Genomic DNA, 25,545 nt, shown 5'->3' on the forward strand with positions numbered 1-25,545 from the left:
CCGGCTTTTCCATACTGAACTGAATAGTTCGGTTTGTTTTTTTAAGCAAGCCCTGGGGACCTGCCTTACAAATGTGTAAAATCCGGCCCTTGGCTTGCCCGTGGTGGCGGGGTATGACATGGCGCTAGAAAGCCAGACAGTCAGCCTGGGGACAGGGATGAGCGATACCGACAGTTTCATTGAAGAAGTCACCGAAGAGGTGCGCCGCGACCGTATGTATATGCTGTTGCGCCGTTGGGGCTGGGTCGGGGTTGTTGCCGTTGTCGCCATCGTGGGCGGGGCGGCGTTCAACGAATATCGCAAGGCGCAGGACACCGCGCAGGCCGAGGCGCTGGGGGATGCGATTCTGTCCTCGCTGGCGCAGAACGGCTCGTCCGAGCGTGCCGACAGCCTGCAGACGGTTGCGGCACAATCGCCGGGGGGCGAGGCGGTTCTGAACATGTTGCTGTCCGCCGCCCAGACCGAGGCCGGGTCGCAGCAGGATGCGGTTGCCAGCCTGAACGCCATCGCAACCCAAGGCGATCTGCCCGAGATTTACCGCGCCATCGCCAGTTTCAAGGCGCTGCTGTTGCAGTCCGAGACGATGCCCGCCACGGACCGACGTCAGCAATTCGAGGCGCTGGCCATCCCCGGCGCGCCCCTGCGGTTGCTGGCCGAGGAACAACTGGCCTTGATCGATGTGGCCGAGGGCGAAACACTGGCTGCGGTCGAGCGGTTGCAGGCCCTGCGGCAGGATGCCGAGGCCGGGGTTGATCTGCAGCAGCGGGCGGCGCAATTGATCGTTGCGTTGGGCGCCGTGCCCGAACCGCTGGCCGGGCAGCAAGGCTGATCCGGCAGTGGCAATCGGGATGGGGCAACAGGGATAAAGACAGGCGAGTTCGAACAATTATGGTAACACGAATTTTCTCACGCTTCGGGATGCCCGCTGCCGCGATGGCCCTGACCGCCTTGGCCGCCTGTCAGGAACCCGAGGTGATCCTGCCCGGCGCCCGCGAGGATATCCGCCCGGTTCAGGACAATGAAACGGTGGAAACCCGGGGCTCTCAGCCGATCAGCGTGCCGGCGCAAAGCCGCAATGCCAGTTGGCCGCAAAGCCCGGGCACCCCGGCGCTGCGCACCACAAATGCCGCGCTCAGCGCTGCCCCCAATCGCATCTGGTCCAACTCGATCGGGGCAGGGGACGGGCGCAAGCAACGGATCACCGCCGATCCGGTGGTCGCCGGAGGTCTGGTCTATACGCTGGATTCCGGCGCGACGGTCACCGCGACCTCGGCCCAGGGGCAAACAGTATGGAGCACGAACCTGATCCCCGCATCGGAAAAGGACGATCAGGCCACGGGCGGCGGTCTCGCCTATGACAATGGCGTGCTGTACGTGTCATCGGGCTTTGGCCGCCTGACCGCACTGGACGCCAAGACCGGCGCGCAGCGTTGGCAGAAACGGCTGAATGCCACGGGCAGCGGCGCGCCTCTGGTCCGCGACGGGCTGCTTTATCTGGTGGCCGGGGATGAAACCGGCTGGACGGTCAACACCAAGGACGGGCGCATCGCCTGGCAGATCGAGGGCACACCCAGTGTCGGCAACGTGCTGGGCGCTCCGGCTCCGGTTCTGGCCTCGGATCTGGCGGTGTTTGCCTTTGGCTCAGGCGATATCGCCGCAGCCTTCCGCAAGGGCGGCATCCGGCGTTGGAACGCCTCGGTGGCCGGTGGTCGTCGGGGCCGCGCGGTGGCGCAGATCGTCGACGTGACCGGCGGGCCGATGGTGGTTGGCAACACGATCTATATCGGTAACCACTCGGGCCGGACGGTCGCTTTTGATGCAGGCTCGGGTGAACGAAACTGGACCGCATCCGAGGGGGCCGTGGATACGGTCTGGGTTGCGGGCAACAGTGTTTTCCTTGTCAGCGACCGCAACCAGCTGGTGCGGCTGAATGCAGCCGATGGCTCGGTCATCTGGGCGCAGGACCTGCCGGGCTTTGTCAAGGACAAGCCGGGCCGTCGCGGAGCGGTCTTTGCCCACTACGGCCCGATTCTGGCGGGTGGGCGCATCGTTGTGGCCTCGAACGATGGCTATCTGCGGTTCTTCAACCCGGTCGATGGCACGCAGATCTATCAGGTCGAAGTGCCCGGCGGCGCGACCACCGCCCCCGTTGTGGCGGGGCAAACGCTGTATGTGGTGTCGGCCAAGGGTGATTTGCACGCTTTCCGTTAACGGCAAGATGCGCTAAAGGGCGCATCTTGAGTCGTGAAAGTTGAGAACCATGTCGCTGACCCTCGCCATCGTGGGGCGCCCGAATGTGGGCAAATCCACCCTGTTCAACCGCCTTGTGGGCAAACGTCTGGCTCTGGTCGATGACCAGCCGGGCGTGACGCGCGACCTGCGTGAAGGCGAAGGGCGTCTGGGTGATCTGCGCTTTACCGTGATCGACACGGCGGGGCTTGAGGACGCGACCGATGACAGCCTGCAAGGCCGTATGCGTCGGCTGACAGAACGCGCGGTGGACATGGCCGATGTCTGCCTGTTCATGATCGACGCCCGCGTGGGCCTGACTCCCACGGACGAGATGTTCGCGGAAATTCTTCGCAAACGCTCCAAACATGTGATTCTGGCGGCGAATAAGGCTGAAGGTAACGCCGCCGACGCCGGTGTGCTTGAGGCCTATAATCTGGGCCTCGGCGAGCCTGTCCGCCTGTCCGGCGAACATGGCGAGGGGATGACCGATCTTTACACCCAGTTGATGCCTCTGGCTGATGCCGCCGAAGAAGCGCGGGTGGATGAGGCCCCCGCAACCGATATCGAACTGGATGAGGACGACGAGGGCGAGGCGCCCCTGATCACCGATGCCAAGCCGCTGCAGGTGGCCGTGGTCGGGCGTCCGAATGCGGGCAAATCCACCCTGATCAACAAGATCATGGGCGAGGACCGCCTGCTGACCGGTCCCGAAGCCGGGATCACCCGCGACGCGATCAGCCTGCGCATCGACTGGGCCGACCCCGATGGCAGCAGCACGCCAATGCGCATTTTCGACACGGCCGGGATGCGCAAAAAGGCCAAGGTGCAGGAGAAGCTGGAAAAGCTTTCCGTCTCGGACGGTTTGCGCGCGGTGAAATTCGCCGAGGTCGTGGTGGTTTTGCTGGACGCGGCGATTCCCTTCGAACAGCAGGACCTGCGCATCGCCGATCTGGCCGAACGTGAGGGCCGTGCCGTTGTCGTTGCCGTCAACAAATGGGATGTCGAGGACAACAAGCAGGAAAAGCTGCGCGATCTGAAAGAGTCCTTTGAACGTCTGCTGCCACAACTGCGCGGCGCACCGCTGATCACCGTATCCGCCAAAACCGGCCGGGGATTGGAGCGTCTGCGCGCCGCGATCCTGCGCGCCCATGATGTCTGGAACCGCCGGGTGCCGACGGCGGCGCTGAACCGCTGGCTGACCGCGATGCTGGAACAGCACCCGCCACCAGCGCCACAGGGTCGCCGGATCAAGCTGCGCTATATGACACAGGCCAAGACCCGCCCGCCGGGCTTTGTGGTCATGTGCTCGCACCCCGACAAGATGCCCGAAAGCTATTCGCGTTATCTGGTCAATGGCCTGCGTGAGGATTTCGACATGCCCGGCACGCCGATCCGTCTGACCCTGCGCGGGCAAGGCGACAAGAATCCGTACAAAGGACGGCGCAAGAAAAACGCCGGCGCATTGGCCAAACATCTCAAGGGTCGCGCGTAACTGCGCCAATTTTCAGCATTTTAATCGCGGGGGCGTGACAGCCCCTTGCCATCACGCTAGCATTCACTGGCGTGCATTTGTTTTCGCGCGCGCTGCTTGTTTGCGGGATTTCCGCGCTTAATTCTGAAATGACTTTCGTGTCTGTGCGTCGTGGGGAGCGGGCTGGATGGACCTTAGAGAATATACAAGACAATACGCGGTGCAGGACAACAAGCTTGCCGCGCTCAGCTATTTTGGCACATTCGCGGTGTATTTCGCCTCGCTTGCCTTGGCGATTACATATGTCGATCGCTGGTACGTTATGGTTCCTGCGGGCATTGTGTTCGCCTTTTCCGCCGTGCGGCTTTACGTCTTGCAACATGATTGCGGGCATCATTCCCTGTTCGAGACGCGGCAACAGAACGAATGGGCCGGGCATGGCCTGTCGCCCTTCACCTTCGCGCCGTTTGAGGTGATGAAGCAGAACCACAACCTGCACCACGCGGGCATCGGCAATCTGGAACATCGCGAGACCGGGGAAATCCACACGATGACCCTGCGGGAATGGAACGCGGCGGACTGGAAAACCCGTTTGTTCTATCGCCTTTACCGCAACCCCTTCATCCTGGTGCCGGTGGGGGCGCTGTTTACCTACTTCATCCGCTATCGCTGGCCCAAGAACACCGTTCGGTTCGGGGTGAAGGGCGTTGTACTGCACAACCTGTCGATCATCGTGTTTCTGGGTCTGCTCTATCTGATCGCCGGGGCCACGGGCATCTTGGTCTGGCTGGTGTTTTCACTGCTGGGCGGAATGCTGGGCGTGTTCCTCGTCTATCTTCAGCATAATTTCGAGGACACCTATTGGGACCGTCGCCCGGATTTGGACCCGCAACTGGCGGCGTTGCAGGGCTCATCCGCGCTGGATTTCGGCTGGTGGTTCGATAATGCGGTGGCCTGCATCACGTTGCATGACATCCACCATTTCAACGCGCGCATTCCGTCTTACCGGCTGCGGGCCTGCCACTATAACCTGCCGCCCGAATACACCCCGCGCCGGATCAAGTTCCCCGAGGCACTGGCGGCGCTGAACCTCAAACTGTGGGACGAGGATGCAAAACGCCTTGTCCCCTTCCCGAAAACCGCACCCGACCGGCAACTGGCCACTCACGGCTAAGGTCCGGGGACCCAAAACGCTGCGCTGAGATGCGTCACCGCAGCGAGACAGGAAAGGATTGGAAATGACCGCAACGACTGCCCTGCGTGGCGTAGGTAAGGCGCTGGCCCAGGCTCTTGCCGCGCAAGGTTATAAAACGGCTGAGGATGTGGCCCGGGCCAAGCCCGAAGACCTGATCAAGGTGCCGCGCATCGGTTCGGCCCGTGCGCCGGTTCTGATTGCAGCGGCGCAAGCGGTGCTGAACGGCAAGCCCGCAGCCAAAGCCCCGGCCCGCCGCAAGCCCGCCGCGCGGGTAACTGCCGCGGCCAGGAAGGCCGAAGCCGAACGCAAGGCGGCCGAGGCGCGCGCGGCAGCGGAAAAAGCCGCCGACGAAGCAAAGGCCAAGAAGAAGGCGAAAGCCAAGGCCAAGGCCGAAAAAGCGGCCAAAAAGAAGCTGGAGATGGAGGCCGCTTTCAAGAAGGCCAAAGAGAAGGTCAAGGAAAAGTCCAAGAAGGGTAAAAAGGACAAGACCTCTGACAAGGACAAGAAATCCAAGAAGGACGTCAAGAAGAAGTCTGATAAAAAGAAGGGCAAAAAGAAGGATAAGAAAAAGGCGAAGAAGTAAGCCCTTCTTCGCCTTTCGATGTCAAAAACCGGCGCCTTGCGCCGGTTTTCTTTATGCCAGTGTGCCGTTTGTTTGCAGCGTCAGCTTGCCGCCCAGATAGGGGGCCAGCACCTGCGGCAGGGTCACGGTGCCATCCGAGTTCTGGCCGTTTTCCAGCACCGCAATCAGGCACCGTCCAACGGCAAGGCCCGAGCCGTTCAGCGTGTGGACATATTCCGGCTTGCCGCCGCCCTCGGGGCGGAACCGTGCGTTCATGCGGCGGGCCTGAAAAGCACCGGTGGTCGAGACCGAGCTGATCTCGCGGTAAGTGTCCTGCCCGGGCAGCCATGCCTCGATATCGAAGGTGCGGCGCGCGCCAAAGCCCATGTCACCGGTACACAGGACGACGGTGCGATAGGGGATGCCCAACTGCTCCAGCAGGTCCTCGGCGCAGCGCAGCATGCGCTTTTGTTCCTCATCCGAGTTGTCGGGATGGGTGACCGAGACCATCTCGACCTTTTCGAACTGGTGCTGGCGCAGCATTCCGGCAGTGTCCTTGCCCGCGCTTCCCGCTTCCGACCGAAAACAGACGGTGTGGGCAGTCATGCGGATGGGCAGGGCGGATTCGTCCAGAATGTCGCCCGACACCGAATAGGTCAGCGTCACCTCGGAGGTCGGGATCAGCCACCAGCCATTGGTGGTCTGATAGCTCTCCTCACCGAATTTCGGCAGCTTATCCGTGCCATACATCGCCTCATCCCGCACCAGAACGGGGGTCTGGGTTTCGGTCAGCCCGTTCTTGTCGATATGCGTGTCCAGCATGAACTGCGCCAGCGCGCGGTGAATGCGGGCGACGCCTTTGGACAGGTTCACGAACCGGCTGCCGCTGGTCTTGGCGGCGGTTTCGAAATCCATGGCGGCGGCGACGGCGGGGATATCATAATGCTCTTTCGGAGCAAAATCGAAATCGCGCGGCGTGCCCCAGCGGTTGACCTCGACATTGTCATCCTCATCCGCGCCCTGCGGCACGTCATCGGCGGGCAGATTGGCAATGCGGGCCAGTTGATCGGTCAGCAGCGCGTCCAGGTCCTTGGCCTCGGTTTGCATCCGGGCGATCTCGGCCTTTTTCTCGGCCACCAGCGCGCGCAGGCGTTCGAATTCGGCCTCATCTCCACGGCCTTTGGCAGCGCCAACCTCTTTCGAGGCCTTGTTCTGTTCGGCCTGCGCGGTTTCCGCCGCCAGGATCTTGGCCCGGCGGCTTTCGTCCAGCCGCAGCAGGTCTGACGACACCGGCGCGTCCCCACGGCGCGCAAGGGCGGCGTCGAAGGCGGCAGGGTTTTCGCGAATGGCGCGGATGTCGTGCATGTCTCAGATCCTTATGCGTGAATCACTAGGATCGCTTATGCACCATCTGAAAGGCAGGGTGTAGCACCGCGTGTGAAAATGCGCCTACTTGTCCGCATCCTCGGCCCCTTCATGCGCCAGATGACCATCCCAATCCCCGGCGGGGATTTTCGGTTCGGGCGGGTCGGCGATGTAGGATGGCGTCATGATCTGCACGTTATTTTCGTTGAACACGGCCACGATATTGCGATGCAGGTCCGAGCGGATTTTGGGGATGATACTGCCCCGCGTGGTGTAGCCGTTGATCTGATAGTTAATCGCGTAATCGGCCAGCGCGGTCCACAAAACAAAGGGTTCGGGCTTGGCCTTGATCCCTTTGGTACGGTGGGCAGCCTCGATCAACATCGCCTCGACCTTCTCGGGGGGTTCCTCATAACCGATGCCCACGGTGGTGTGCAGCAACAGCCCGCTGCCATCGGTTTTCTTCGAGAAATTCACCACATCGGAATTCATCAACTGCGCATTGGGGATCGAGATCAACTCGTTCTTGATGGATTTCAGATGCGTTTCCATCAGTTTGATCTGCACCACATCGCCGATATGGTCGCCGATCTGAATGCGGTCCCCGATCGAGGTCGAGCGGCGGTAGATCACGAACAGCCCCGCCAGCATGTTGCTGACGACCGAATTGGCCCCCAGCGACAGCATCGCGCCCACCAGAATGGTCAGCCCCTGAAACGCCGCCGAATCCGAGCCCGGAATGTAAGGCACCGCAAAGACCAGCGCGATCAGTATGATGACGACGCGGGCGATGTTGAAGGTGGGGTTCACCCAGTGTTTCTCGAAATCACCCAGATCGAACGTGCCCGCCTCGACCGCGTCAAAGAACACACGCATGCCCTTGATAATATACAGGGTCACCCATGTGATCAGCGCCAGCATGATCAGGTTGGGCAGATAGCTGATGACGCCCTTGACGATCTGCAGGACCGGCTCGGTCAGATAGGTCAGCAGCAGTTGCGCGAAGTATCGCGTCTCGGCAAAGGCCAGCAGGATGAAGGACAGGTAGTAGTAAAAGCCCAGGAAAAAGATCGCCAGGAGGATGAAATTCAGCCCGTATCGGATCAGCGCGGCCATCGCCTCGGCCTGCACATGTTCGGCGGTGGCGGTTTCGACATCTTTCAGATAGCGCCGCACAAAACGCAGCGTGCGCCGCTTGATCCGGCGGTGCAGCCACAGGATCAGCACGATGAACAGGATAAAGCCAAGCGTCCAGCCGCCAGCCTCGATCGCGCCCGAGACGCGGGCCTGTTCGGTGCGGTTGGCGCGATACGCCTCGATGGATTGCTTGATCGCGTTGCCGTGCAACAGGCTGAGCACATCCAGCCCCATCTGGTCCAACTCGGCATCCGCTGTCGTCACGATCGAGATTCGCTCGCCATCCGCCAGTATCCAGGTGCCCAACTCGGTTTCCTCAAAGGTGATCTCAACCGTTTGTGCGTCCGAGCTTTCGGCGACCTCGATGATCTTGGCCTGTATGTTCTCGGCCCGCTCGGGCGCGGGCAGGGCGCTGGAGCCGCGCACCTGAAACAGCGTGTCCCCATCGACGATGACCGGGGCGACGAATGCCTCAGAGCCTTGGGTCTCGGCCTCGGGGGCTGCGGGGGGTGTTTCCTGCGCGCTGGACGGGGTCGTCAGCCACAGGCCCAGCGTCAGGGTTGTCAGAAAATAGCGTAACAAAACGAAGGGCTTGAAAGGCAATGTCATCGGTCCCCCTTTTACCGAACTATACCGCAGTTGGGTGACATGCCTAGGACATATCTGCAACGCTTTGCCTGATCCTGCGGTTCGCCGGGTACGCAATGGCGCTTTGAGGTGCCGCCATTGCTTGCAAAGGGCGGGTTCAAGGCATAGGTTCCCGGCAAATTTGCGGAACGGTGCCGCAAGATCTGAACAAAGGAATATCCCATGGAAGGCGGCGCAATTGCCCAGTTTCTCCCACTGATCCTGATTTTCGGGATCATGTATTTTCTGCTGATCCGTCCGCAGCAGAAAAAGATGAAAGAACACAAGGCGATGGTCGAGGCGCTGCGCCGTGGGGATCAGGTCGTCACCCAAGGCGGGCTGATCGGCAAGGTGGCCAAGGTCAAGGATGATGGCGAGGTCGAGGTCGAGATCGCCGAAGGCGTCAAGGTGCGTGTGGTTCAGGCGACCATCGCTCAGGTCCTGAACAAGACCGAACCGGCGAAATAACTTCGCGCCACAATTCCTTGAAAAGGCAGGGTAATGCTGCAAATTGATACCTGGAAGCGGGTTCTGATCTGGTCGGTCTGCGTGATTGGCCTGTTCCTGGCCCTGCCGAATGCATTTTACACGCGCGTCGAACAATCCAACGACGCCAAGGCGGCGATTGAGCTTGGCGCGGACACCCCCGAAAATCAGGCTTTGGCGGGGCAATGGCCCAACTGGCTGCCATCTTCGCTGGTCAATCTGGGTCTCGATCTGCGCGGCGGTGCCCATCTGCTGGCCGAGGTGAAGGTCGAGGATGTCTATGAGGCGCGGATGGAGGCGATGTGGCCCGAAATCCGCGACGCGCTGCGGGACGAACGCGCCACGGTAGGAACTGTGCGCAAACAACCCTCGGCCCCCGATGAGATTCGCGTCCGCATCAGCCAGCCCGAGGGCATGTCGCGCGCGTTGGAGGTTGTCCGTGGTCTGGCCCGCCCGGTGCAGACTCTCTCTGGTGTTGGCGCAACTGATATTGACGTCCGCGCCGAGGGTGACACGATCATCGTACAACTCTCCGAGGCTGAAAAGCTGGCCTCGGATGACCGCACCGTGCGTCAGGCGCTGGAAATCATCCGCCGCCGGATCGACGAGGTCGGCACACGCGAGCCCACCATTCAGCGTCAAGGCGCGGATCGCATCCTGATTCAGGTGCCCGGCATCGGCAGCGCCGGAGAGCTTAAAGACATCATTGGCACCACGGCGCAGTTGACCTTCAACCCCGTGGTTGGACGCGGCACGGACCCGGACGTCGTGCCGGGTATTGGCGAGAAGGTTGTGCCGTCCATTGATGAAAGCGGCGTCTTCTACATCATCGAATCCGCCCCTGTCGTCACTGGCGAAGAACTGGTCGACGCCCAGCCCTCGTTCGATCAGAACGGTCGCCCGGCGGTCAGCTTCCGGTTCAACACATCCGGCGCACGGAAATTCGGCGACTACACGCTGGAAAACATCGGCGCGCCCTTCGCAATTGTGCTGGATGATGAGGTGATCTCGGCCCCTGTGATCCAAAGCCACATCCCGGGCGGGTCCGGCATCATCACCGGCAATTTCACCGTCGAGGAAAGCACCAACCTGGCCGTACTGCTGCGGGCAGGCGCTTTGCCCGCCGGTCTGGAATTCCTCGAAGAACGCACCATTGGCCCCGAACTGGGGCAGGACAGCATCGACGCAGGCAAGGTGGCGACCATCGTGGCCTTTGTTGCGGTGCTGACCTTCATGGCGCTCAGCTATGGCCTGTTCGGCGTCTTCGCCAACATCGCGCTGATCATCAACGTAGGTCTTCTGTTTGGCCTGTTGTCGCTGATCGGTGCCACGCTGACCCTGCCGGGTATCGCGGGTATCGTGCTGACGGTCGGCATGGCGGTGGACGCCAACGTGCTGATTTTCGAGCGTATCCGCGAAGAACTGAAATCCGCCAAAGGCCCGGCCCGCGCCATCGAGTTGGGCTATGAAAAGGCCCTGTCGGCGATTCTGGACGCGAACGTGACCACCTTCATCACCGCCGTGATCCTGTTTGCCATGGGCAGCGGCCCGGTGCGCGGTTTCGCCATCACGCTGGGTCTTGGTATTCTGACCTCGGTCTTCACCGCGATCTTCGTGACGCGTCTGATGATCGTCATATGGTTCGAACGCCGCCGTCCGAAAATGATCGAGGTTTGACATGAGACTGAAACTCGTACCCCAGAACACCTCGTTCGATTTCTTCAGCCGCTGGAAGGTCTGGCTGGGCCTCTCGGCCCTGATGATGGTGCTGGCCTTCGGGTCGTTCCTGCTGCAGGGGCTGAACTTCGGCATCGACTTCCGCGGCGGCACCACGATCCGCACCCAAAGCACGCAAGAGATCGACGTGGGCGCCTATCGCGACGCCATCGCACCACTGGAACTGGGTGATGTCACGATCACCGAGATCTTTGACCCCACCTTCGGCCCCGATGAAAACGTCGCCATGATCCGTATTCAGGCGCAGGCCGATTCCGAATCCGTATCAGCCGCGACTGTCACTGCGGTGGAAGAGGCGTTGAAACTGACCGTCCCCGACATTCAGTTCGTCTCCGTCGAATCCGTCGGGCCCAAGGTCTCGGGCGAGTTGATCCAGACCGCCGTCATCGCCGTGGCCCTGGCGATCGGGGCGGTGCTTGTCTACATCTGGCTGCGCTTCGAATGGCAATTCGCGCTGGGGGCGGTGGCCGCGCTGGTGCATGACGTGATCCTGACCATCGGTATCTTCTCGGAACTGCAAATCCGCTTTGATCTGGCCATCATCGCAGCACTGCTGACCATCGTGGGCTATTCACTGAACGACACCGTGGTCGTCTTCGACCGGGTGCGTGAGAACCTTAGGAAGTACAAGAAGAAAGACCTCAAGGACGTCCTGAACATCTCGATCAACGAAACCCTCAGCCGGACGGTGATGACCTCGGTCACCACGCTGCTGGCGCTGATCTCGCTATACGTGCTGGGCGGGGATGTGATCCGGGGCTTTGTCTTCGCGATGATCTGGGGTGTGATTGTGGGGACTTATTCGTCGGTCTTCGTGGCCTCGACCATCCTGCTGTGGCTGGGGGTCAAGCGCGATTGGTCAAAGCCGTCGAACACGGCGGGCAACCAGTTTGCCAACATTGACGCCTGAGGTTCTGGGCCAGTCCCCAGCGGGGCTGGCCATCATCGCACTCGCTGCCTTTATGGGCGGGTTGGTGCGCGGGTTTTCGGGCTTCGGCACCGCGCTGGTCTTCCTGCCGATTGCAGGGCAGTTCCTGACCCCGTTCAATGCCCTGATCGCGCTGACCATCATGGATATCTTCGGCCCGCTGCCCAACCTGCGCCGCGCCTGGCATGCGGTTGACCGGTCCGATCTGCTGCGCCTGACCATCGGATGCGCGCTGATCCTGCCCGTTGGCCTGTGGTTGCTGACCCTGGTCGCCCCCGAGGTATTTCGTTACGCGGTCAGCCTGATCTCACTGTCGATGCTGGTCATCCTGATCCTCGGCCTACGCTATACCGGCGCGGTGTCACGCGGTATGGTCGCCTTTATCGGCGGCATAGCCGGGTTTCTGGGCGGCGTCGCCGGTTTGCCCGGCCCGGCGGTGATCCTGTTCTACATGACCCGCCCGCTGCCGGTCGAGGTGATCCGTGCCACGATCCTGCTGTTTCTCTTTGCCTTCGACTTCCTGATCCTCGGCTTTCTGTTCGGCATGGGACACTTCACACTTGCTGGCACGGTTCTGGGTCTGTCTCTGGTGCTGCCCAATCTGGCCGGGAACTGGCTGGGCGGCTGGCTGTTCCACCCCGAACGCGAACGGCTCTACCGCGCTGCCGCCTATCTGGCCATCGCAACTGCCGCCTTGTCGGGCCTGCCGCTTTGGGGCTAGAAGACGGCCATGCGTCTGAACGAGATCACCTATACCAACGCCGTCCCCATCGACGGCTACGGCCCCGGCTTCTTCCGTATCGGAGGTCAGGTCCACGAGGGCCCCGTCCTGACCGGCCCCACAGGCACCAAAAGCTGGGGTGGCTACAAGGACCACCCAGCGCTGCTCGCACTCGCCGACCACATCGACGTTCTGTTCATCGGCACCGGCGCGGACCTCTCCCACATCCCCGCTGACCTGCGCAGCACGCTGGAAGAGGCCGGACTGGGCGTCGAAATCATGAACTCCCCCGCCGCCTGCCGCACCTATAACGTCCTCCTCTCCGAAGGCCGCCGGGTCGCACTCGCCCTGATCCCGACCTAACACGGGTCCGTCCTTCATCTGGCCATAAATATCCCGGGGAGCGCGAGGGGCAGCGCCCCTCGCTCCGACCTCTCCGCAAACACCCTGCGTCAAATCCCACCTTTTGCCCGCAACACCAATCGGCTAAGCGGGACCTCATGACACTGACCGTAACCGATCTGGCCATCACCCGTGGCGGCATTCCTGTGCTCGAAGGGTTGAGCTTTACGCTGCCACCCGGCAAGGCCCTGATCCTGCGCGGCCCGAACGGGATCGGCAAGACCACGCTGCTGCGCACATTGGCGGGACTGCAGCCGCCGCTGACAGGCCGGATCGACGGCGCCGAAGACCAGATTGCCTACGCCTCGCACTCCGACGGGCTGAAACCGACCCTGACCGTGACCGAGAACCTGAGCTTCTGGGCCGCCGTCTTCGGCACGAAAGACATCCAACCGGCGCTGGACGCGTTTGCCCTGAATGAATTGTCGGACCGGCACGCAGGCAATCTGTCCGCAGGGCAGAAACGCCGCCTTGGACTGGCGCGGATGTTGGTCACCGGACGGCCGATCTGGATGCTGGACGAACCCACCGTCTCGCTGGACAAAAACGCGGTGCAGATGTTCGCCGACGCGGTGCGCGCGCATCTGGGGCAGGGCGGATCGGCCCTGATCGCCACCCATATCGACCTCGGCCTCGACGGAGAGGTTCTGGATGTCGGCCCCAACAAGGCGAAACCCAAACCCATCGACGATTTCGACGGAGGCTTCCTGTGATCGCCCTGCTGCTGCGCGACCTGAAACTGGCCTTCCGTGCGGGCGGCGGGTTCGGTCTTGGGCTGGCCTTCTTCCTGATCGTCACGGTGCTGGTGCCCTTCTCGGTCGGCCCGCAATCGTCGCTGCTGTCCACCATCGCGCCGGGCGTGCTGTGGCTGGGGGCGCTGCTGGCTTGCCTGCTGTCGCTGGACCGCCTGCTGGCGCTGGATTGGGAGGACGGCTCGCTCGACCTGCTCGCCACCGCGCCGCTGCCGCTGGAAGCCGTGGTCACGATCAAGGCGCTGGCCCATTGGCTGACCACCGGCCTGCCGCTGGTTCTGGCCGCCCCGTTTCTGGGCGTGCTGCTGAACCTGCCGGCACCCGGTTTCGCATGGCTGGTGATCTCGCTACTGATCGGCACCCCGGCGATGAGCGTCATCGGAACCTTCGGCGCGGCCCTCACCGTGGGCCTCAAACGCGGTGGGCTGCTGCTGTCGCTGCTGGTGCTGCCGCTGTATGTCCCAACCCTGATCTTCGGGGCCGAGGTCGCCCGGCGTGGGGCCACGGGCATGGAAACACAAACCCCACTGCTCATGCTGGCCGGGATCACCGCCGCCACCGTGGCACTTTTGCCCTTTGCCAGCGCCGCCGTTTTGCGCATCAATCTTCGGTAGGGTGATCAAACTTTGACTGAGGTCAATTGAGAACAACCAAGACTCGGACTAGATAGGGCCCATGTCAATCGCAGCCAAAGCCAACGCCCTCTGGGAATACGCCAACCCCAGAAAATTCCTCGCCACCAGCGAGCGTGTCTTGCCGTTCTTCTGGATCACGTCGGGGGCCTGTCTGGTCGTCGGTCTGGTCTGGGGCTTTTTCTTCACGCCGGATGATTACAAGCAGGGCTCGACCGTCAAGATCATCTATCTGCATGTGCCCGCGGCCCTGATGGCGATCAATTGCTGGCTGATGATGCTGGCCACTTCGCTGGTTTGGCTGGTGCGCCGCCACCATGTCAGCGCGCTGGCAGCCCGCGCCGCAGCCCCCATCGGCATCGTGATGACCCTGATCGCATTGGCGACCGGAGCGATCTGGGGTCAACCCATGTGGGGCACATGGTGGGCCTGGGACCCGCGCCTGACCTCATTCCTGATCCTGTTCCTGTTCTACCTTGGCTATGTCGCCCTGTGGGAGGCGATCGAGGACTCGGATACCGCCGCCGATCTGACCTCGGTCCTGTGTCTGGTGGGCTCGGTCTTTGCCATCCTCAGCCGCTATGCGGTGAATTTCTGGAATCAGGGCCTGCATCAGGGCGCATCGGTCATGCGGGCAGGGGCCATCACCGGCACGGATACCGAAGAGAAGGTCTCCAACATCTATTTCTATCCGCTGCTGCTGTGCATCGTGGGCTTTGTGCTGCTGTTCATCGCGCTGGTGCTGTATCGCACCGGCACAGAAATTCGCGCGCGCCGGATCAAGGCGCTGCTGACGCGGGAAAGGGTGAACGGATGATCCCTGATCTGGGTAAATATGCCGATACGGTGCTGTGGTCCTATGTTGTGTCCATTGGTCTGCTGATCGTTCTTGTCGGGTTCAGCGTGATCCGGGGCCGCAAGGTGCGGGCCGAGATGGAAAAGGTCGAACAGAGGATGACGCGCAATGGCTAAGATCTCGCCCCTGATGATTGCGCCGCCGCTGATATTCGGAGCTTTCGCGGTATTGGCAGGCATCGGCATGTTTCGCGATGATCCCAATGCGCTGCCTTCTGCGCGCGAGGGGCAATCGGCCCCGCCGGTCGTTCTGACGGATTTCGCAGGCAAACCCGGCTTTGATGACGCGACGCTGCGCGATGGGCAGGTCAAGCTGGTCAACTACTGGGCCAGCTGGTGCGCGCCCTGCCGTGTTGAACACCCCAATCTGCAGGCGCTGGCGGACGAAGGCATCCCGGTCTATGGCATCAATTACAAGGACCAGTTGGACAATGCCCAAGGCTTTCTGACCGAACTGGGCGATCCTTATGCCGGTATCGGCAGGGATGAACAGGGGCGCATGGGGCTGGACTGGGGCGTCTACGGCGTGCCCGAGACCTATGTGATCGATGGCGACGGTACGATCATTCTGCGCTTTGCCGGGCCGATCACCCAGCGCGTTATCGAAGGCACCATCCGCCCGGCGCTGGAAAAAGCCGCAGGCGGTTCATAAGCGATAGCCGCCGGTGACACCCAAAACCTCTCCGGTGATGAATCCCGCCGCATCCGAGGCCAGAAAGCGCACCACTTTGGCGATATCGTCGGGCGCGCCCACCCGGCCCAACGCCGTATCCTTGACGAACAACTCGGTCAGATCATCGGGGCGCGGGGCCTCGGGGATGTTGATGGCACCCGGGGCCACCGCGTTGACGCGAATGCCTTCGGGACCCAACTCTTTGGCCATGGCACGAGTCCACAGGTTCAGCGCCGCCTTGCTGGCCCCATAGGTCGCCGCATCACGCGGCGGCAGAACCGCGTTCATGGATGAGATGCTGACAATCGACGTCCCCCGCTTCAGATGCGGCAGCGCCGCCGCCAGCAGCGCCATCGGAGCCAGCAGGTTGAGGTCCAATACCGCCCGATGCGCCTCGGCCTCGAACCGCTCTTTCGGGGTCGAACGGACCAGTCCGGCATTGTTCACGATCACATCCAGTCGCCCGAACCGCTCGATCACCTGATCGACCACCGCCCCGGCCTGACCCTCCTGCGTCAGATCAGAGCGTAAGGCCAAAGCGCCCTGCATGGCTTCGGGTTCCGAAGTCAACCAGGTGAACGCAACCTGATGATCGCGGCACAGGTCTTCGACAATTGCCCGCCCGATTCCGCGCGCGCCACCTGTTATCAATGCGACTTTGTCCATCCTCACCTCCACGCACCAACAGATCGGGAAAACCGCGCAATGACAACTTCTTCTGTTCAAAAATACCTCGGAGCGCGAGGCAGAGCCTCGCACAAATCAAAAGGGCACCCGTGGGTGCCCTTTCAAAACGATCAGGGATAAGGGCGACCTCAGTCTGCTTTGGCCAGATTCCGCAACACGTAATGCAGCACGCCACCGTTTTCGATATATTCGATCTCGGGCGCCGTATCGATCCGGCATTTCAGCTGGATGGTCTTCTCGGAGCCGTCGCCATAGGTGATGGTGCAGGGCACCTCCTGCAGCGGCTGGATCGTGTCCAGACCGTGGATCGAGACGGTCTCATCCCCCTTCAGACCCAGCGACTTGCGATTGTCGCCGCCGGTGAATTCGAACGGGATGACGCCCATGCCCACCAGATTTGAGCGGTGGATACGCTCAAAGCTTTCGGCGATCACCGCCTTGACGCCAAGCAGCGCGGTGCCCTTGGCCGCCCAGTCCCGGGACGAGCCCGCGCCGTACTGTTCGCCGCCAAACACAACCAGCGGTGTGTCGTCCGCCTGATAGGCCATCGATGCGTCATAGATCGAGGTCTGTTCGCCATCGGGGCCTTTGGTATAGCCGCCTTCGACACCGTCCAGCATCTCGTTCTTGATGCGGATATTGGCGAAGGTGCCGCGCATCATGACCTCGTGGTTGCCCCGGCGTGAGCCATACGAGTTGAACTCGCGCGGTTGCACCTGACGGTCGGTCAGATACTTGCCCGCAGGCGTGGTGGTCGCAAAGGACCCGGCGGGTGAGATGTGGTCGGTGGTGACCATATCGCCCAGAATGGCCAGAACCTTGGCACCTTCGATATTGGTGATGGTGCCGGGCTCATGCCCCATGCCCTGGAAATAGGGCGGGTTCTGGATATAGGTCGAGCTTGCGGGCCAGTCATAGGTCTCGGCATCGGTGGTCTCGACCGCTTGCCATTTCTCGTCCCCTTTGAAGACGTCGGCATATTTCGACTGGAACGCCTCGCGGGTTACGGTCTGCTCGACCAGTTGGGCGACTTCCTGCTGCGACGGCCAGATGTCTTTCATGAAGACGTCATTGCCATCCTTGTCCTGACCGATCGGCTCGGACGTCAGGTCGATATCCATGGTGCCCGCCAGCGCGTAGACGACAACCAGCGGCGGCGAGGCCAGATAGTTGGCACGCACGTCGGGCGAGATACGGCCTTCGAAGTTGCGGTTGCCCGACAGGACCGAGGTGGCGACCAGATCGCCCTCGGCAATCGCCTCGGACAGTTCCTTCTGGATCGGGCCCGAGTTGCCGATACAGGTGGTGCAGCCGTAACCGACGAGGTTGAAGCCGATCTTGTCCAGATCCTCTTGCAGGCCTGCGGCTTCAAGATAGGCAGACACAACCTGCGATCCCGGCGCCAGCGAGGTTTTGACCCACGGTTTGCGATCCAGACCCAGCGCCGCGGCTTTGCGCGCCACCAGACCGGCCCCGATCATCACGTAGGGGTTCGAGGTGTTGGTGCAGGAGGTGATCGAGGCGATCACGACCTTGCCCGATTCCATGGTGTAGTCTTCACCTTTGACGGCCACTTCCTTGCCCATGGGGCGCTTGAAGGTCTCGGCCATTTCCTTGGTGAACGCGGATTTGGCACCGGTCAGCGCGACATAATCCTGCGGGCGCTTCGGCCCCGAGATCGCCGGAACGATGGTGCCCATGTCCAGCGACAGGGTGTCAGTGTAGATCGGAGCGTAGTTCTCGTCGCGCCAGAACCCGTTTTCCTTGGCATAGGCTTCGACCAGCGCGATGCGGTCCTCATCCCGGCCGGTGTTGCGCAGGTAGCGCAGCGTCTCACCGTCGATCGGGAAGAAGCCGCAGGTCGCGCCGTATTCGGGGGCCATGTTGGCGATGGTCGCACGGTCGGCCAGCGGCAGACGGTCCAGACCGCTCCCGTAGAACTCGACAAATTTGCCGACCACGCCCTTTTCGCGAAGCATTTCCACGACCTTCAGAACAAGGTCGGTGCCGGTGGTGCCTTCGACCAGATCACCGGTCAGTTCAAAGCCCACAACCTCGGGGATCAGCATCGAGATCGGCTGACCCAGCATCGCGGCCTCGGCCTCGATCCCGCCGACGCCCCAGCCCAGAACGGCCATGCCGTTGACCATGGTGGTGTGGCTGTCGGTGCCGACCAGCGTGTCGGGATAGGCGACCTCATCCCCGTTCTGGTCGGTGTCGGTCCAGACGGTCTGGGCCAGATATTCCAGGTTCACCTGATGGCAGATGCCGGTGCCGGGGGGCACAACGCGGAAGTTGTTGAACGCGTTCTGGCCCCATTTCAGGAACTGATACCGCTCCATATTGCGTTCGTATTCACGGTCCACGTTCATCTGAAACGCGCGCGGATTGCCGAATTCATCAATCATGACCGAGTGGTCGATGACCAGATCAACCGGGTTCAGCGGGTTGATCTTTTGTGCGTCGCCACCCAGACCCTTGATACCGTCGCGCATCGCGGCCAGATCGACCACGGCGGGAACACCGGTGAAATCCTGCATCAGAACGCGGGCCGGGCGATAGGCGATCTCGCGCGGGTTCTTACCCCCCTTTGCGCCCCATTCGGCAAAGGCCTTGATGTCGTCGACCGAGACGGAAAAGCCGTCATCTTCGAACCGCAGCATGTTTTCCAGCACCACTTTCAGCGCGGCGGGCAGGTTCGAAAAGTCACCCAGACCGGCCTCTTGCGCGGCGGGGATCGAGTAATAGGAAACGGATTTGCCATTCACGCTCAGGCTGCGGCGTGTCTTGGCGGTGTCCTGTCCGACTTTGATGGGCATCTGTGGCCTCCCTCTCAAATGACGTGGAATATGGGATTCGCTGTGCGCTAGATGCATCACCCGTGGCCATGGTTCAAGGTCCAACCGGCCAGGTGCGGCATTTTTTGTATACCATTGCACACATTTTTATTGAATGGAACTGAAACTGGTCTCAAGAAACATTGATTGGTGGGTGAAGCGATCTCTGGTTAGGTTGAAGCCATCGCCCAATCAGATCGAGAACCCGCCATGTTCAAACCCGCCGCCATTGCGCTTGCCACCATGCTTCTTGCCTCAACTGCCCACGCCGATTCTGACCCGGTTGTGGTCGAGTTGTTTACCTCGCAAGGCTGTTCGTCCTGCCCTCCGGCGGATCGGATCATGCATGAGCTGGCGCAACGTGACGATGTCATCGGTCTGGCGCTGCATGTGGATTACTGGGATTATATCGGCTGGAAGGATGAATACGCCAACCCCGATCACACCCTGCGTCAGCGTGCTTATGCGCGGGAAGGCGGGCGGAGCATGATCTATACGCCGCAGATGGTGATCAATGGGCAGCAGGATGTGGTCGGCGCCAAGGAGCATGATCTTGAGCGGATCATCAACGCCCATCTGACCGCCGCGCCAGAGGCCGAGGTGCGCGCGGTGCGTGCAGGCGACGAGATCACCGTTGATGTGATGCCGGTGGAACTGCCGGAAGGGCAGAGCTATGACGTGCGCGTCGTGCAGTATTCGCCGATGCGCCATGCCTCGATCCGGCGCGGAGAGCTGGCCGGGCACGAGTTGGATTATGCCAATGTCGTGGAGGGCTGGCAGTTGGCCGGACAGTGGGACGGGGTCGCGCCGCAACAGTTCACCGCCACTTTGTCTGGTGACCTGCCCGCGGTGGTCCTGATCCAGCGGATCGGGCACGGGCCGATTGTGGCGGCAGCGCACGTCAAATAAGCGGGAAGATCAGGGCATGTCGCTGGGCTGAACGCCCAGCCCGTTCCAGGATTTCCAGCGGCGGTGAATCCAGAACCACTGTCCCATATGCTGGCGCACCATCGCCTCAAGATCGTCATTGGTGAACTGCGTCATGGTTTTGGCGTCGGTATGCGGGACCGGGTCGTGCAGCACGATCTCGAAATCGATCCCGTTGGGCTGACGCACCGCGTAGCAAGGGATCAGCTCGGCCTTGTATTTGATCGCAAGCTCTGCATTCAGCACCGAGGTCACGGCGGGTTTGTCGAAGAACGTCAGTTCCTCGCCACCTTGTGCATGCAGATCCGAGACGATGGCGATGATGCCGCCGCTTTTCAGCGCGCGGACCATTTCAACCATGCCACGGCGGCCCTGTTCGAACATCGGTGCGCCGGTTTCGTAGAACGCCTCGACATACATGTCGTTGAAATAGGGGTTGGCCATGCGGCGATAGAGGCAGCCGATGGGGGCACCACTGCGGGCTTGCAGGGCAACGCGCGCGGCCAGGTAATGGCCGAAATGCGCCGTGATCATCATCACCGGACGTCCCTCGGCCACTGCCTTGTCAAAGGCTTCGATACCGGGGCCCGAGATTTTGGCATTGCTCTGCCGGTCGATGAACCCCTCAGAGGAGAAATGCTCCATGATCGCGCGGCCCGCATTGTCGGGAACCGCGCGGCAGATGCGCTTGATCTCACCTTCGGGCAAATCCGGGCAGGTGAGTTTCAGGTTACGCCTTATGCGGGTGCGAAACCCGACCACGGGGGCCAATGTGCGCATGATCGCCCCCATCGCATTGATGCGCCGTTCATAGGGCAACCGTCGCATCAGGCGGATCACGCCGCTTAGAACCAGATTGGCAACGTAGTATTTTCCAAGCTCAAATCGGCTCAGTTCCGACTTTTCTGCGGGCATGGGGAGGACTCACCGGGTGTTGTGACACGAACCCAGACATACAGCCCCACTCTCTCGTTCACAAGGGTGTGCCTGCCGCGTGCGCTCCGGCGTTATTCTACGGGGCTGTCGGGCCTATTCCTCGTCCTCCTCTTCTTCGATCTGGATGATGGTGCCTGCATCCAGCAGGGTCCGAATGGCGGCAACGACCTCGGACATGGCGTTTTCGGCTTCGGATTGTTTGACCTTGCCACGCTCTGTCACTTCTTCGCGCAGGTTGTCGGCCATGCGGCCCGAGATGTTGGACAGAAGGAATTCGACCACTACGCGATCCTCGTCCGAGGCGGCCCCGGCCATGGCGGCCACCAGAACGGGTTGGTCCACCTCACGCAGGATGGCGGGCACATCGCGGGGCTGAATGCGGGTCGGGATATGGGCGAAGATGAAGATGGATTTGCGCACCGTGTCGGCGAAATCCGCATCCTCTTCATCCAGCGCGGTCAGCAGCCCGTCGCGTGTATTGGCGGCCGACTGGTTCAGAATCGCGCCCACCCGCGCGCCGGGGCCATCCTTGAAGGCCGGGGTGGGACGTTGGTCCAGTTGCGCAGCCAGCGACCAGCCGATCCGCTCCACCGCCTCGGGCGTGACATTGGCGGTTTTCGACACCGCATAGGTGATCCGCCGCGCGGTGGGGCCGGGGAGTTGCCCCAACAACTGCGCCGCCTTGGCGGTTTCCAGTTTCGAGAGCATGACGGCGGCGACCTCGGTGCTTTCGGCCTGCGCCATTTCGGCCAGATCCTCAACCGCGATTTCGCGCAGGCGTTGCCAGGGGTCACCGATCTGGCGCACCCCGGCCACCTTGCGCAGCCGCGCCGCCGTGGCGGGAGCGATCTTGCCGTTCACCGCGTCCAGCGCGCCCGCCAGCCCATGGGGAAAGGCCAGCCCTACACTGTCCAATGCATCGGCAAATTCGCGGGCCACCGCATCCAGCGTGACCCGATCCACCAGTCCCATACGCCCCAGCTGATGGGTCAGCTGTTCCTGTAGCGGGTCTGGCAGTTCCTCCAGCGGAATATCGGCCCCTTCGTTCAGCAGCAGCCGCACGATTACGGCGGCTTTCTGCGTTCGGCTGAGCGTGCGGGGGATGACCTGAGGGGCGTCATCAACCTGTTCAATGCCCGAGGCCTGCGCCCCGGGTATCATCTGTACCAATGCGTTCGTGTCCTGCATCTGCCTGTCATGCCAAGTTTCGCGTCATGGGGCAGAATAGGGACAAGCGGGTAAAGAAACCCTGAACCTTAGTAGCTGTAAGTCAGCCCGGTCTGGATCGCTTCGCGCAGCGAGGCCTCGGCCCAGGTGCCTTCGCCGCCACGGGCCTTGATCTCGCGCCACTGTGCGATGGCCAGATCGGTTTTCCCTTCCGTGACAAAGCCTTGCCCCATATAGCTGCGGGCCAGAATATTGTCGGGATTGGCTTCGATGGCGTTTTCGTAGAAGGCATTCGCCAGTGCCAGCTCACCCATTTTGCGGTAGGTAAAGCCCCAATAGGTCATCACGCGGTCATCGTTTTGATCCATGACGCGCAGGATGTCCTGGGCGTGCTCGTATTGCCCGTCATAGGCCAGTTCGCGCACCGCATCATACAGTTGATCTTCGCTGAAATTGGTTTTGTTCGGCTTGACGCATTTACCGGCGGCTTCGTCAAAGACGCGGCCAAACAGGCATTTCTTGGTGGTGTTGGTCGGTTTCGGCGGGTTGTTGTCACCGCCGCCTGCTGCATGAACTACAGGTGCGAAGGCAAAAGCCTGAAGGGCAATTGCAGAAGCGAATACAAGGCGCATTTTCCTACTCCGTTCTCGGGGCTGCTTTCAAAATCATAAGCGTGATCTCTGAAAAAGCTAACAGCTGGACCGTCGCTTTTATTCACAAGTAGGAAAGTTTTTCGTCAACTGCTGGTAAGTTTCATGCAGCTTTTGGTGTCACTGTCCCAGAATGTGCCTTCCGCGCAGGATTGGGTCTGTTTGGAATGCCCGCTGCAGGCCAGCCCGACTGAGGCGGTGTAGATCAGGGCCAATGCACAGATTAAAGTACGGATCATGGTGTTTCTCCTGTGCGGAAAATGCAGCCCTAGACTATCCGATTATTGACGATCTGGCAAAAGAAAGGCCCGGTCTGCGGGATGCAGCCGGGCCTTGCCTTCGGTGATGCTGGGTTTGGCTTAGTCGCCAAACACCCGTGCAAAGATCGTGTCGACATGTTTGGTGTGGTAGCCGAGGTCGAATTTCTCTTCGATTTCCTCAGCGCTCAGCGCGGCGGTGACTTCGGCGTCACCCAGAAGTTCGGTTTTGAAATCCTTGCCTTCTTCCCAGACCTTCATCGCGTTGCGTTGCACCAGACGATAGGCGTCTTCACGGCTGACACCGGCTTGCGTCAGGGCCAGCAGCACGCGCTGGCTCATCACCAGACCGCGGAATTTGTTCATGTTGGCCAGCATGTTGTCGGGATAGACGACCAGCTTGTCGATCACGCTGGTCAGGCGCGACAGGGCAAAATCCAGCGTGACGGTAGAGTCGGGGCCGATGTTACGCTCGACGGACGAGTGCGAGATGTCCCGTTCATGCCAGAGGGCCACGTTCTCCATCGCAGGCACCACAGCCATACGGACCAGACGCGCCAGACCGGTCAGGTTTTCGGTCAGCACCGGATTGCGCTTGTGCGGCATCGCGGATGAGCCCTTTTGACCTTTCGAGAAGAACTCTTCGGCCTCCAGTACCTCGGTCCGCTGCATGTGGCGGATTTCGATGGCGATGTTTTCGATGCTGCTGGCGATGACACCCAGCGTGGCGAAAAACGCGGCGTGGCGGTCGCGGGGGATGACCTGCGTGCTGATCGGTTCGGGCACCAGACCCAGTTGATCGCAGACATGTTCCTCGACGCGTGGGTCGATATTTGCGAAGGTACCGACCGCGCCGCTGATCGCACCGGTGGCAATCTCAGCGCGAGCGTCGCGCATGCGGGACAGGTTGCGGTCCATCTCGGCGTAGAAACGCGCGAAGGTCAGGCCCATGGTGGTCGGCTCCGCGTGGATTCCGTGGCTGCGGCCGATGCGGACGGTTTCCTTATGCTCATAGGCGCGGCGTTTCAGGGCGGCCAGCAGACCTTCGAGATCGGCGATCAGGATGTCGGCGGCGCGGGTCAGTTGCACGTTGAAGCAGGTGTCCAGCACGTCGGAAGAGGTCATGCCCTGATGCACAAAGCGCGCCTCGTCGCTGCCGACATGTTCGGCCAGATGGGTCAGGAAGGCGATGACATCGTGTTTGGTGACAGCCTCGATCTCATCAATGCGGGCCACGTCGAATTCCACGTCCTTGGCTTTCCACACGGCCTGTGCGTTCTCGCGCGGGATCACGCCCAGATCGGCCATCGCATCGCAGGCATGGGCTTCGATCTCGTACCAGATGCGGAACTTGGTCTCGGGCGACCAGATGGCAACCATTTCGGGGCGGGAATAGCGGGGAATCATTGGCGGCAGCACCTTTTTGTGATTTGGCTTGAGGCGTTGGCGCGGGGTTTAAACGCCCCCGCGCAAGGGAACAAGACGCGAGTGTTGGGATGAGACGGTTTGCCCTGATTTTGATGATCTGGCCGGGTTTTTTGGCGGCAGAGGAGTTTCGCACGCTGAATGGCGATGAAATCCTGGCCGCTCTGACGGGTCAGAAACTGGATTATGGCGAGGGCGTCTGGCAGACCTTCGATGATACGATGCTGACGCAGTATTTTTCGGGCCGTCCCAGCGCGGGCCGCTGGGCGGTGCGCGAGGATCGCTATTGCTCGCTCTGGCCGCCCTCGGATCTGTGGGCTTGCTATGATGTGCAGCAAAGCGGCCAGACCATCCGGTTTGTCGATGACGGTGGCGGCACCACCGACGGGGTTTATGCCGAATGAACCTGCCGCAGCGCCTGTCTGATTTCGAGGGGTGCTGGCAGTTGAATCGCACCATCCGCGATGCCCGTGCCGGGCAGGTGGTACAGGCCGAAGGGCAGGCGCATCTGCACCGGGCCGAGGACGGGTTGATCTATGAGGAAGAGGTCACGCTGCACATCCCCGGCCAGCCCGCGATGAAAGGCACGCGCCGGTATCTGTGGCGCGAGGAGCCAGACGGGATTGCGGTGTATTTCGACGATGGCCGCTATTTTCACAGGCTGAAACTGGGGCAGGCGCGGGTTTCGGATCACCATGATTGCCCGCCCGACAGCTATGACGCCGCCTATGATTTCAACGGCTGGCCCCGCTGGAGCGTGCGCTGGACCGTGTCCGGCCCCCGGAAATCCTATGAAATGGACACGGAATACATGCTGCGCTAGCATAATCATATTGCAGTTTGAGCCTTCTAGGGGCATTGCTGTCGCGGAAATTCTGATCCGA

The 25,545-nt window shown here is 61.4% G+C and carries 27 protein-coding genes; 18 read left to right on the forward strand and 9 right to left on the reverse strand.

The features are described 5' to 3' along the window. Positions 1 to 157: 157 nt before the first annotated feature. From MPJ51_RS01650 to MPJ51_RS01670, 5 genes are all read left to right on the forward strand, one after another. A complete protein-coding gene (locus tag MPJ51_RS01650; protein WP_298381245.1) occupies positions 158 to 829 on the forward strand; it encodes a hypothetical protein in 672 nt (223 codons plus the stop codon). 59 nt (positions 830 to 888) lie between these two features. Next, positions 889 to 2,211: a PQQ-like beta-propeller repeat protein gene (locus tag MPJ51_RS01655; protein WP_298381246.1), complete on the forward strand. Its 1,323-nt coding sequence runs from the start codon at positions 889 to 891 to the stop codon at positions 2,209 to 2,211. A 49-nt stretch (positions 2,212 to 2,260) separates the two neighbouring features. Next, entirely contained in the window at positions 2,261 to 3,724 is a 1,464-nt protein-coding gene (gene der / locus MPJ51_RS01660) for a ribosome biogenesis GTPase Der (protein WP_298381247.1), read from the forward strand. A gap of 166 nt (positions 3,725 to 3,890) precedes the next feature. After that, positions 3,891 to 4,877, forward strand: coding sequence for a fatty acid desaturase (locus MPJ51_RS01665; protein WP_298381248.1), 987 nt, complete (start codon positions 3,891 to 3,893; stop codon positions 4,875 to 4,877). Between the two features lie 64 nt (positions 4,878 to 4,941). After that, a complete protein-coding gene (locus MPJ51_RS01670) occupies positions 4,942 to 5,481 on the forward strand; it encodes a helix-hairpin-helix domain-containing protein (RefSeq protein WP_298381249.1) in 540 nt (179 codons plus the stop codon). 51 nt (positions 5,482 to 5,532) lie between these two features. Here the strand turns inward: MPJ51_RS01670 and serS are convergent, their stop codons facing one another. Next, on the reverse strand, positions 5,533 to 6,825 hold the full coding sequence (serS, locus tag MPJ51_RS01675) for a serine--tRNA ligase (RefSeq protein WP_298381250.1): 1,293 nt from the start codon (positions 6,823 to 6,825) through the stop codon (positions 5,533 to 5,535). 84 nt (positions 6,826 to 6,909) lie between these two features. Next, complete coding sequence (locus MPJ51_RS01680; RefSeq protein WP_298381251.1) at positions 6,910 to 8,571, reverse strand: mechanosensitive ion channel domain-containing protein; 1,662 nt, start codon at positions 8,569 to 8,571, stop codon at positions 6,910 to 6,912. Positions 8,572 to 8,772: 201 nt separating this feature from the next. Here MPJ51_RS01680 and yajC point away from each other — a divergent pair, with 201 nt between their 5' ends. The 10 genes from yajC (at position 8,773) to MPJ51_RS01730 (ending at position 15,754) form a co-directional block, all read left to right on the forward strand. Next, positions 8,773 to 9,057 carry a preprotein translocase subunit YajC gene (yajC, locus tag MPJ51_RS01685; protein WP_298381252.1) on the forward strand — a complete coding sequence of 95 codons (285 nt, stop codon included), beginning with the start codon at positions 8,773 to 8,775 and terminating at the stop codon, positions 9,055 to 9,057. A 33-nt stretch (positions 9,058 to 9,090) separates the two neighbouring features. After that, entirely contained in the window at positions 9,091 to 10,752 is a 1,662-nt protein-coding gene (gene secD, locus MPJ51_RS01690; protein WP_298381253.1) for a protein translocase subunit SecD, read from the forward strand. A gap of 1 nt (position 10,753) precedes the next feature. Further along, positions 10,754 to 11,722: a protein translocase subunit SecF gene (secF, locus tag MPJ51_RS01695; protein ID WP_298381254.1), complete on the forward strand. Its 969-nt coding sequence runs from the start codon at positions 10,754 to 10,756 to the stop codon at positions 11,720 to 11,722. Then, positions 11,703 to 12,461, forward strand: a complete 759-nt coding sequence (locus MPJ51_RS01700; RefSeq protein WP_298381255.1) for a sulfite exporter TauE/SafE family protein — start codon at positions 11,703 to 11,705, stop codon at positions 12,459 to 12,461. Before secF ends, MPJ51_RS01700 begins: the two co-directional genes overlap by 20 nt. Positions 12,462 to 12,470: 9 nt before the next feature. Further along, positions 12,471 to 12,824 carry an Mth938-like domain-containing protein gene (locus MPJ51_RS01705; protein WP_298381256.1) on the forward strand — a complete coding sequence of 118 codons (354 nt, stop codon included), beginning with the start codon at positions 12,471 to 12,473 and terminating at the stop codon, positions 12,822 to 12,824. Between the two features lie 137 nt (positions 12,825 to 12,961). Next, entirely contained in the window at positions 12,962 to 13,576 is a 615-nt protein-coding gene (ccmA, locus tag MPJ51_RS01710) for a heme ABC exporter ATP-binding protein CcmA (protein WP_298381257.1), read from the forward strand. Then, entirely contained in the window at positions 13,573 to 14,229 is a 657-nt protein-coding gene (gene ccmB / locus MPJ51_RS01715) for a heme exporter protein CcmB (RefSeq protein ID WP_298381258.1), read from the forward strand. Before ccmA ends, ccmB begins: the two co-directional genes overlap by 4 nt. 61 nt (positions 14,230 to 14,290) lie before the next feature. Continuing rightward, positions 14,291 to 15,064, forward strand: coding sequence for a heme ABC transporter permease (locus MPJ51_RS01720; RefSeq protein WP_298381259.1), 774 nt, complete (start codon positions 14,291 to 14,293; stop codon positions 15,062 to 15,064). Beyond that, on the forward strand, positions 15,061 to 15,219 hold the full coding sequence (ccmD, locus tag MPJ51_RS01725) for a heme exporter protein CcmD (protein ID WP_298381260.1): 159 nt from the start codon (positions 15,061 to 15,063) through the stop codon (positions 15,217 to 15,219). Before MPJ51_RS01720 ends, ccmD begins: the two co-directional genes overlap by 4 nt. Then, on the forward strand, positions 15,212 to 15,754 hold the full coding sequence (locus MPJ51_RS01730; protein ID WP_298381261.1) for a DsbE family thiol:disulfide interchange protein: 543 nt from the start codon (positions 15,212 to 15,214) through the stop codon (positions 15,752 to 15,754). Before ccmD ends, MPJ51_RS01730 begins: the two co-directional genes overlap by 8 nt. Here MPJ51_RS01730 and MPJ51_RS01735 read toward each other — a convergent pair. Beyond that, positions 15,749 to 16,441 carry an SDR family oxidoreductase gene (locus tag MPJ51_RS01735; RefSeq protein ID WP_298381262.1) on the reverse strand — a complete coding sequence of 231 codons (693 nt, stop codon included), beginning with the start codon at positions 16,439 to 16,441 and terminating at the stop codon, positions 15,749 to 15,751. The genes MPJ51_RS01730 and MPJ51_RS01735 overlap by 6 nt on opposite strands. Before the next feature lie 149 nt (positions 16,442 to 16,590). Continuing rightward, positions 16,591 to 19,281: an aconitate hydratase AcnA gene (gene acnA / locus MPJ51_RS01740; protein ID WP_298381263.1), complete on the reverse strand. Its 2,691-nt coding sequence runs from the start codon at positions 19,279 to 19,281 to the stop codon at positions 16,591 to 16,593. 228 nt (positions 19,282 to 19,509) lie between these two features. Between acnA and MPJ51_RS01745 the strand changes: the two genes are divergently transcribed. Further along, entirely contained in the window at positions 19,510 to 20,208 is a 699-nt protein-coding gene (locus MPJ51_RS01745) for a DUF1223 domain-containing protein (protein WP_298381264.1), read from the forward strand. A 9-nt stretch (positions 20,209 to 20,217) separates the two neighbouring features. Here the strand turns inward: MPJ51_RS01745 and MPJ51_RS01750 are convergent, their stop codons facing one another. The 5 genes from MPJ51_RS01750 to purB all read right to left on the reverse strand — a co-directional run bounded on the left by MPJ51_RS01750 (position 20,218) and on the right by purB (position 24,643). Beyond that, complete coding sequence (locus tag MPJ51_RS01750) at positions 20,218 to 21,141, reverse strand: lysophospholipid acyltransferase family protein (protein ID WP_298381265.1); 924 nt, start codon at positions 21,139 to 21,141, stop codon at positions 20,218 to 20,220. 114 nt (positions 21,142 to 21,255) lie between these two features. After that, a complete protein-coding gene (locus tag MPJ51_RS01755) occupies positions 21,256 to 22,350 on the reverse strand; it encodes a FliG C-terminal domain-containing protein (RefSeq protein WP_298381266.1) in 1,095 nt (364 codons plus the stop codon). A gap of 68 nt (positions 22,351 to 22,418) precedes the next feature. Next, positions 22,419 to 22,961: a hypothetical protein gene (locus MPJ51_RS01760; RefSeq protein WP_298381267.1), complete on the reverse strand. Its 543-nt coding sequence runs from the start codon at positions 22,959 to 22,961 to the stop codon at positions 22,419 to 22,421. A 104-nt stretch (positions 22,962 to 23,065) separates the two neighbouring features. After that, positions 23,066 to 23,218 (reverse strand): adenylosuccinate lyase, encoded by a 153-nt coding sequence (locus tag MPJ51_RS01765; protein WP_298381268.1) that lies wholly within the window; start codon positions 23,216 to 23,218, stop codon positions 23,066 to 23,068. Between the two features lie 120 nt (positions 23,219 to 23,338). Beyond that, the gene (gene purB, locus MPJ51_RS01770; RefSeq protein ID WP_298381269.1) at positions 23,339 to 24,643 is read right to left on the reverse strand and encodes an adenylosuccinate lyase; all 1,305 of its coding nucleotides are present in this window, start codon (positions 24,641 to 24,643) and stop codon (positions 23,339 to 23,341) included. Positions 24,644 to 24,732: 89 nt separating this feature from the next. Here purB and MPJ51_RS01775 point away from each other — a divergent pair, with 89 nt between their 5' ends. Next, positions 24,733 to 25,065, forward strand: a complete 333-nt coding sequence (locus MPJ51_RS01775; protein ID WP_298381270.1) for a hypothetical protein — start codon at positions 24,733 to 24,735, stop codon at positions 25,063 to 25,065. Next, positions 25,062 to 25,484 (forward strand): DUF6314 family protein, encoded by a 423-nt coding sequence (locus MPJ51_RS01780; protein ID WP_298381271.1) that lies wholly within the window; start codon positions 25,062 to 25,064, stop codon positions 25,482 to 25,484. Before MPJ51_RS01775 ends, MPJ51_RS01780 begins: the two co-directional genes overlap by 4 nt. Positions 25,485 to 25,545: the final 61 nt, after the last annotated feature.

The sequence above is a fragment of the Ruegeria sp. genome (genome assembly GCF_028066395.1).
GTDB lineage: Bacteria > Pseudomonadota > Alphaproteobacteria > Rhodobacterales > Rhodobacteraceae > Ruegeria.

Bases quoted from the DNA above. Each gene is read 5' to 3' on its own strand.
- MPJ51_RS01650 (WP_298381245.1), top strand. From the start codon at position 158: ATGAGCGATACCGACAGTTTCATTGAAGAAGTCACCGAAGAGGTGCGC.
- MPJ51_RS01655 (WP_298381246.1), top strand. From the start codon at position 889: ATGGTAACACGAATTTTCTCACGCTTCGGGATGCCCGCTGCCGCGATG.
- der (WP_298381247.1), top strand. From the start codon at position 2,261: ATGTCGCTGACCCTCGCCATCGTGGGGCGCCCGAATGTGGGCAAATCC.
- MPJ51_RS01665 (WP_298381248.1), top strand. From the start codon at position 3,891: ATGGACCTTAGAGAATATACAAGACAATACGCGGTGCAGGACAACAAG.
- MPJ51_RS01670 (WP_298381249.1), top strand. From the start codon at position 4,942: ATGACCGCAACGACTGCCCTGCGTGGCGTAGGTAAGGCGCTGGCCCAG.
- serS (WP_298381250.1), bottom strand. From the start codon at position 6,825: ATGCACGACATCCGCGCCATTCGCGAAAACCCTGCCGCCTTCGACGCC.
- MPJ51_RS01680 (WP_298381251.1), bottom strand. From the start codon at position 8,571: ATGACATTGCCTTTCAAGCCCTTCGTTTTGTTACGCTATTTTCTGACA.
- yajC (WP_298381252.1), top strand. From the start codon at position 8,773: ATGGAAGGCGGCGCAATTGCCCAGTTTCTCCCACTGATCCTGATTTTC.
- secD (WP_298381253.1), top strand. From the start codon at position 9,091: ATGCTGCAAATTGATACCTGGAAGCGGGTTCTGATCTGGTCGGTCTGC.
- secF (WP_298381254.1), top strand. From the start codon at position 10,754: ATGAGACTGAAACTCGTACCCCAGAACACCTCGTTCGATTTCTTCAGC.
- MPJ51_RS01705 (WP_298381256.1), top strand. From the start codon at position 12,471: ATGCGTCTGAACGAGATCACCTATACCAACGCCGTCCCCATCGACGGC.
- ccmA (WP_298381257.1), top strand. From the start codon at position 12,962: ATGACACTGACCGTAACCGATCTGGCCATCACCCGTGGCGGCATTCCT.
- MPJ51_RS01720 (WP_298381259.1), top strand. From the start codon at position 14,291: ATGTCAATCGCAGCCAAAGCCAACGCCCTCTGGGAATACGCCAACCCC.
- ccmD (WP_298381260.1), top strand. From the start codon at position 15,061: ATGATCCCTGATCTGGGTAAATATGCCGATACGGTGCTGTGGTCCTAT.
- MPJ51_RS01730 (WP_298381261.1), top strand. From the start codon at position 15,212: ATGGCTAAGATCTCGCCCCTGATGATTGCGCCGCCGCTGATATTCGGA.
- MPJ51_RS01735 (WP_298381262.1), bottom strand. From the start codon at position 16,441: ATGGACAAAGTCGCATTGATAACAGGTGGCGCGCGCGGAATCGGGCGG.
- acnA (WP_298381263.1), bottom strand. From the start codon at position 19,281: ATGCCCATCAAAGTCGGACAGGACACCGCCAAGACACGCCGCAGCCTG.
- MPJ51_RS01745 (WP_298381264.1), top strand. From the start codon at position 19,510: ATGTTCAAACCCGCCGCCATTGCGCTTGCCACCATGCTTCTTGCCTCA.
- MPJ51_RS01750 (WP_298381265.1), bottom strand. From the start codon at position 21,141: ATGCCCGCAGAAAAGTCGGAACTGAGCCGATTTGAGCTTGGAAAATAC.
- MPJ51_RS01755 (WP_298381266.1), bottom strand. From the start codon at position 22,350: ATGCAGGACACGAACGCATTGGTACAGATGATACCCGGGGCGCAGGCC.
- MPJ51_RS01760 (WP_298381267.1), bottom strand. From the start codon at position 22,961: ATGCGCCTTGTATTCGCTTCTGCAATTGCCCTTCAGGCTTTTGCCTTC.
- MPJ51_RS01765 (WP_298381268.1), bottom strand. From the start codon at position 23,218: ATGATCCGTACTTTAATCTGTGCATTGGCCCTGATCTACACCGCCTCA.
- purB (WP_298381269.1), bottom strand. From the start codon at position 24,643: ATGATTCCCCGCTATTCCCGCCCCGAAATGGTTGCCATCTGGTCGCCC.
- MPJ51_RS01775 (WP_298381270.1), top strand. From the start codon at position 24,733: ATGAGACGGTTTGCCCTGATTTTGATGATCTGGCCGGGTTTTTTGGCG.
- MPJ51_RS01780 (WP_298381271.1), top strand. From the start codon at position 25,062: ATGAACCTGCCGCAGCGCCTGTCTGATTTCGAGGGGTGCTGGCAGTTG.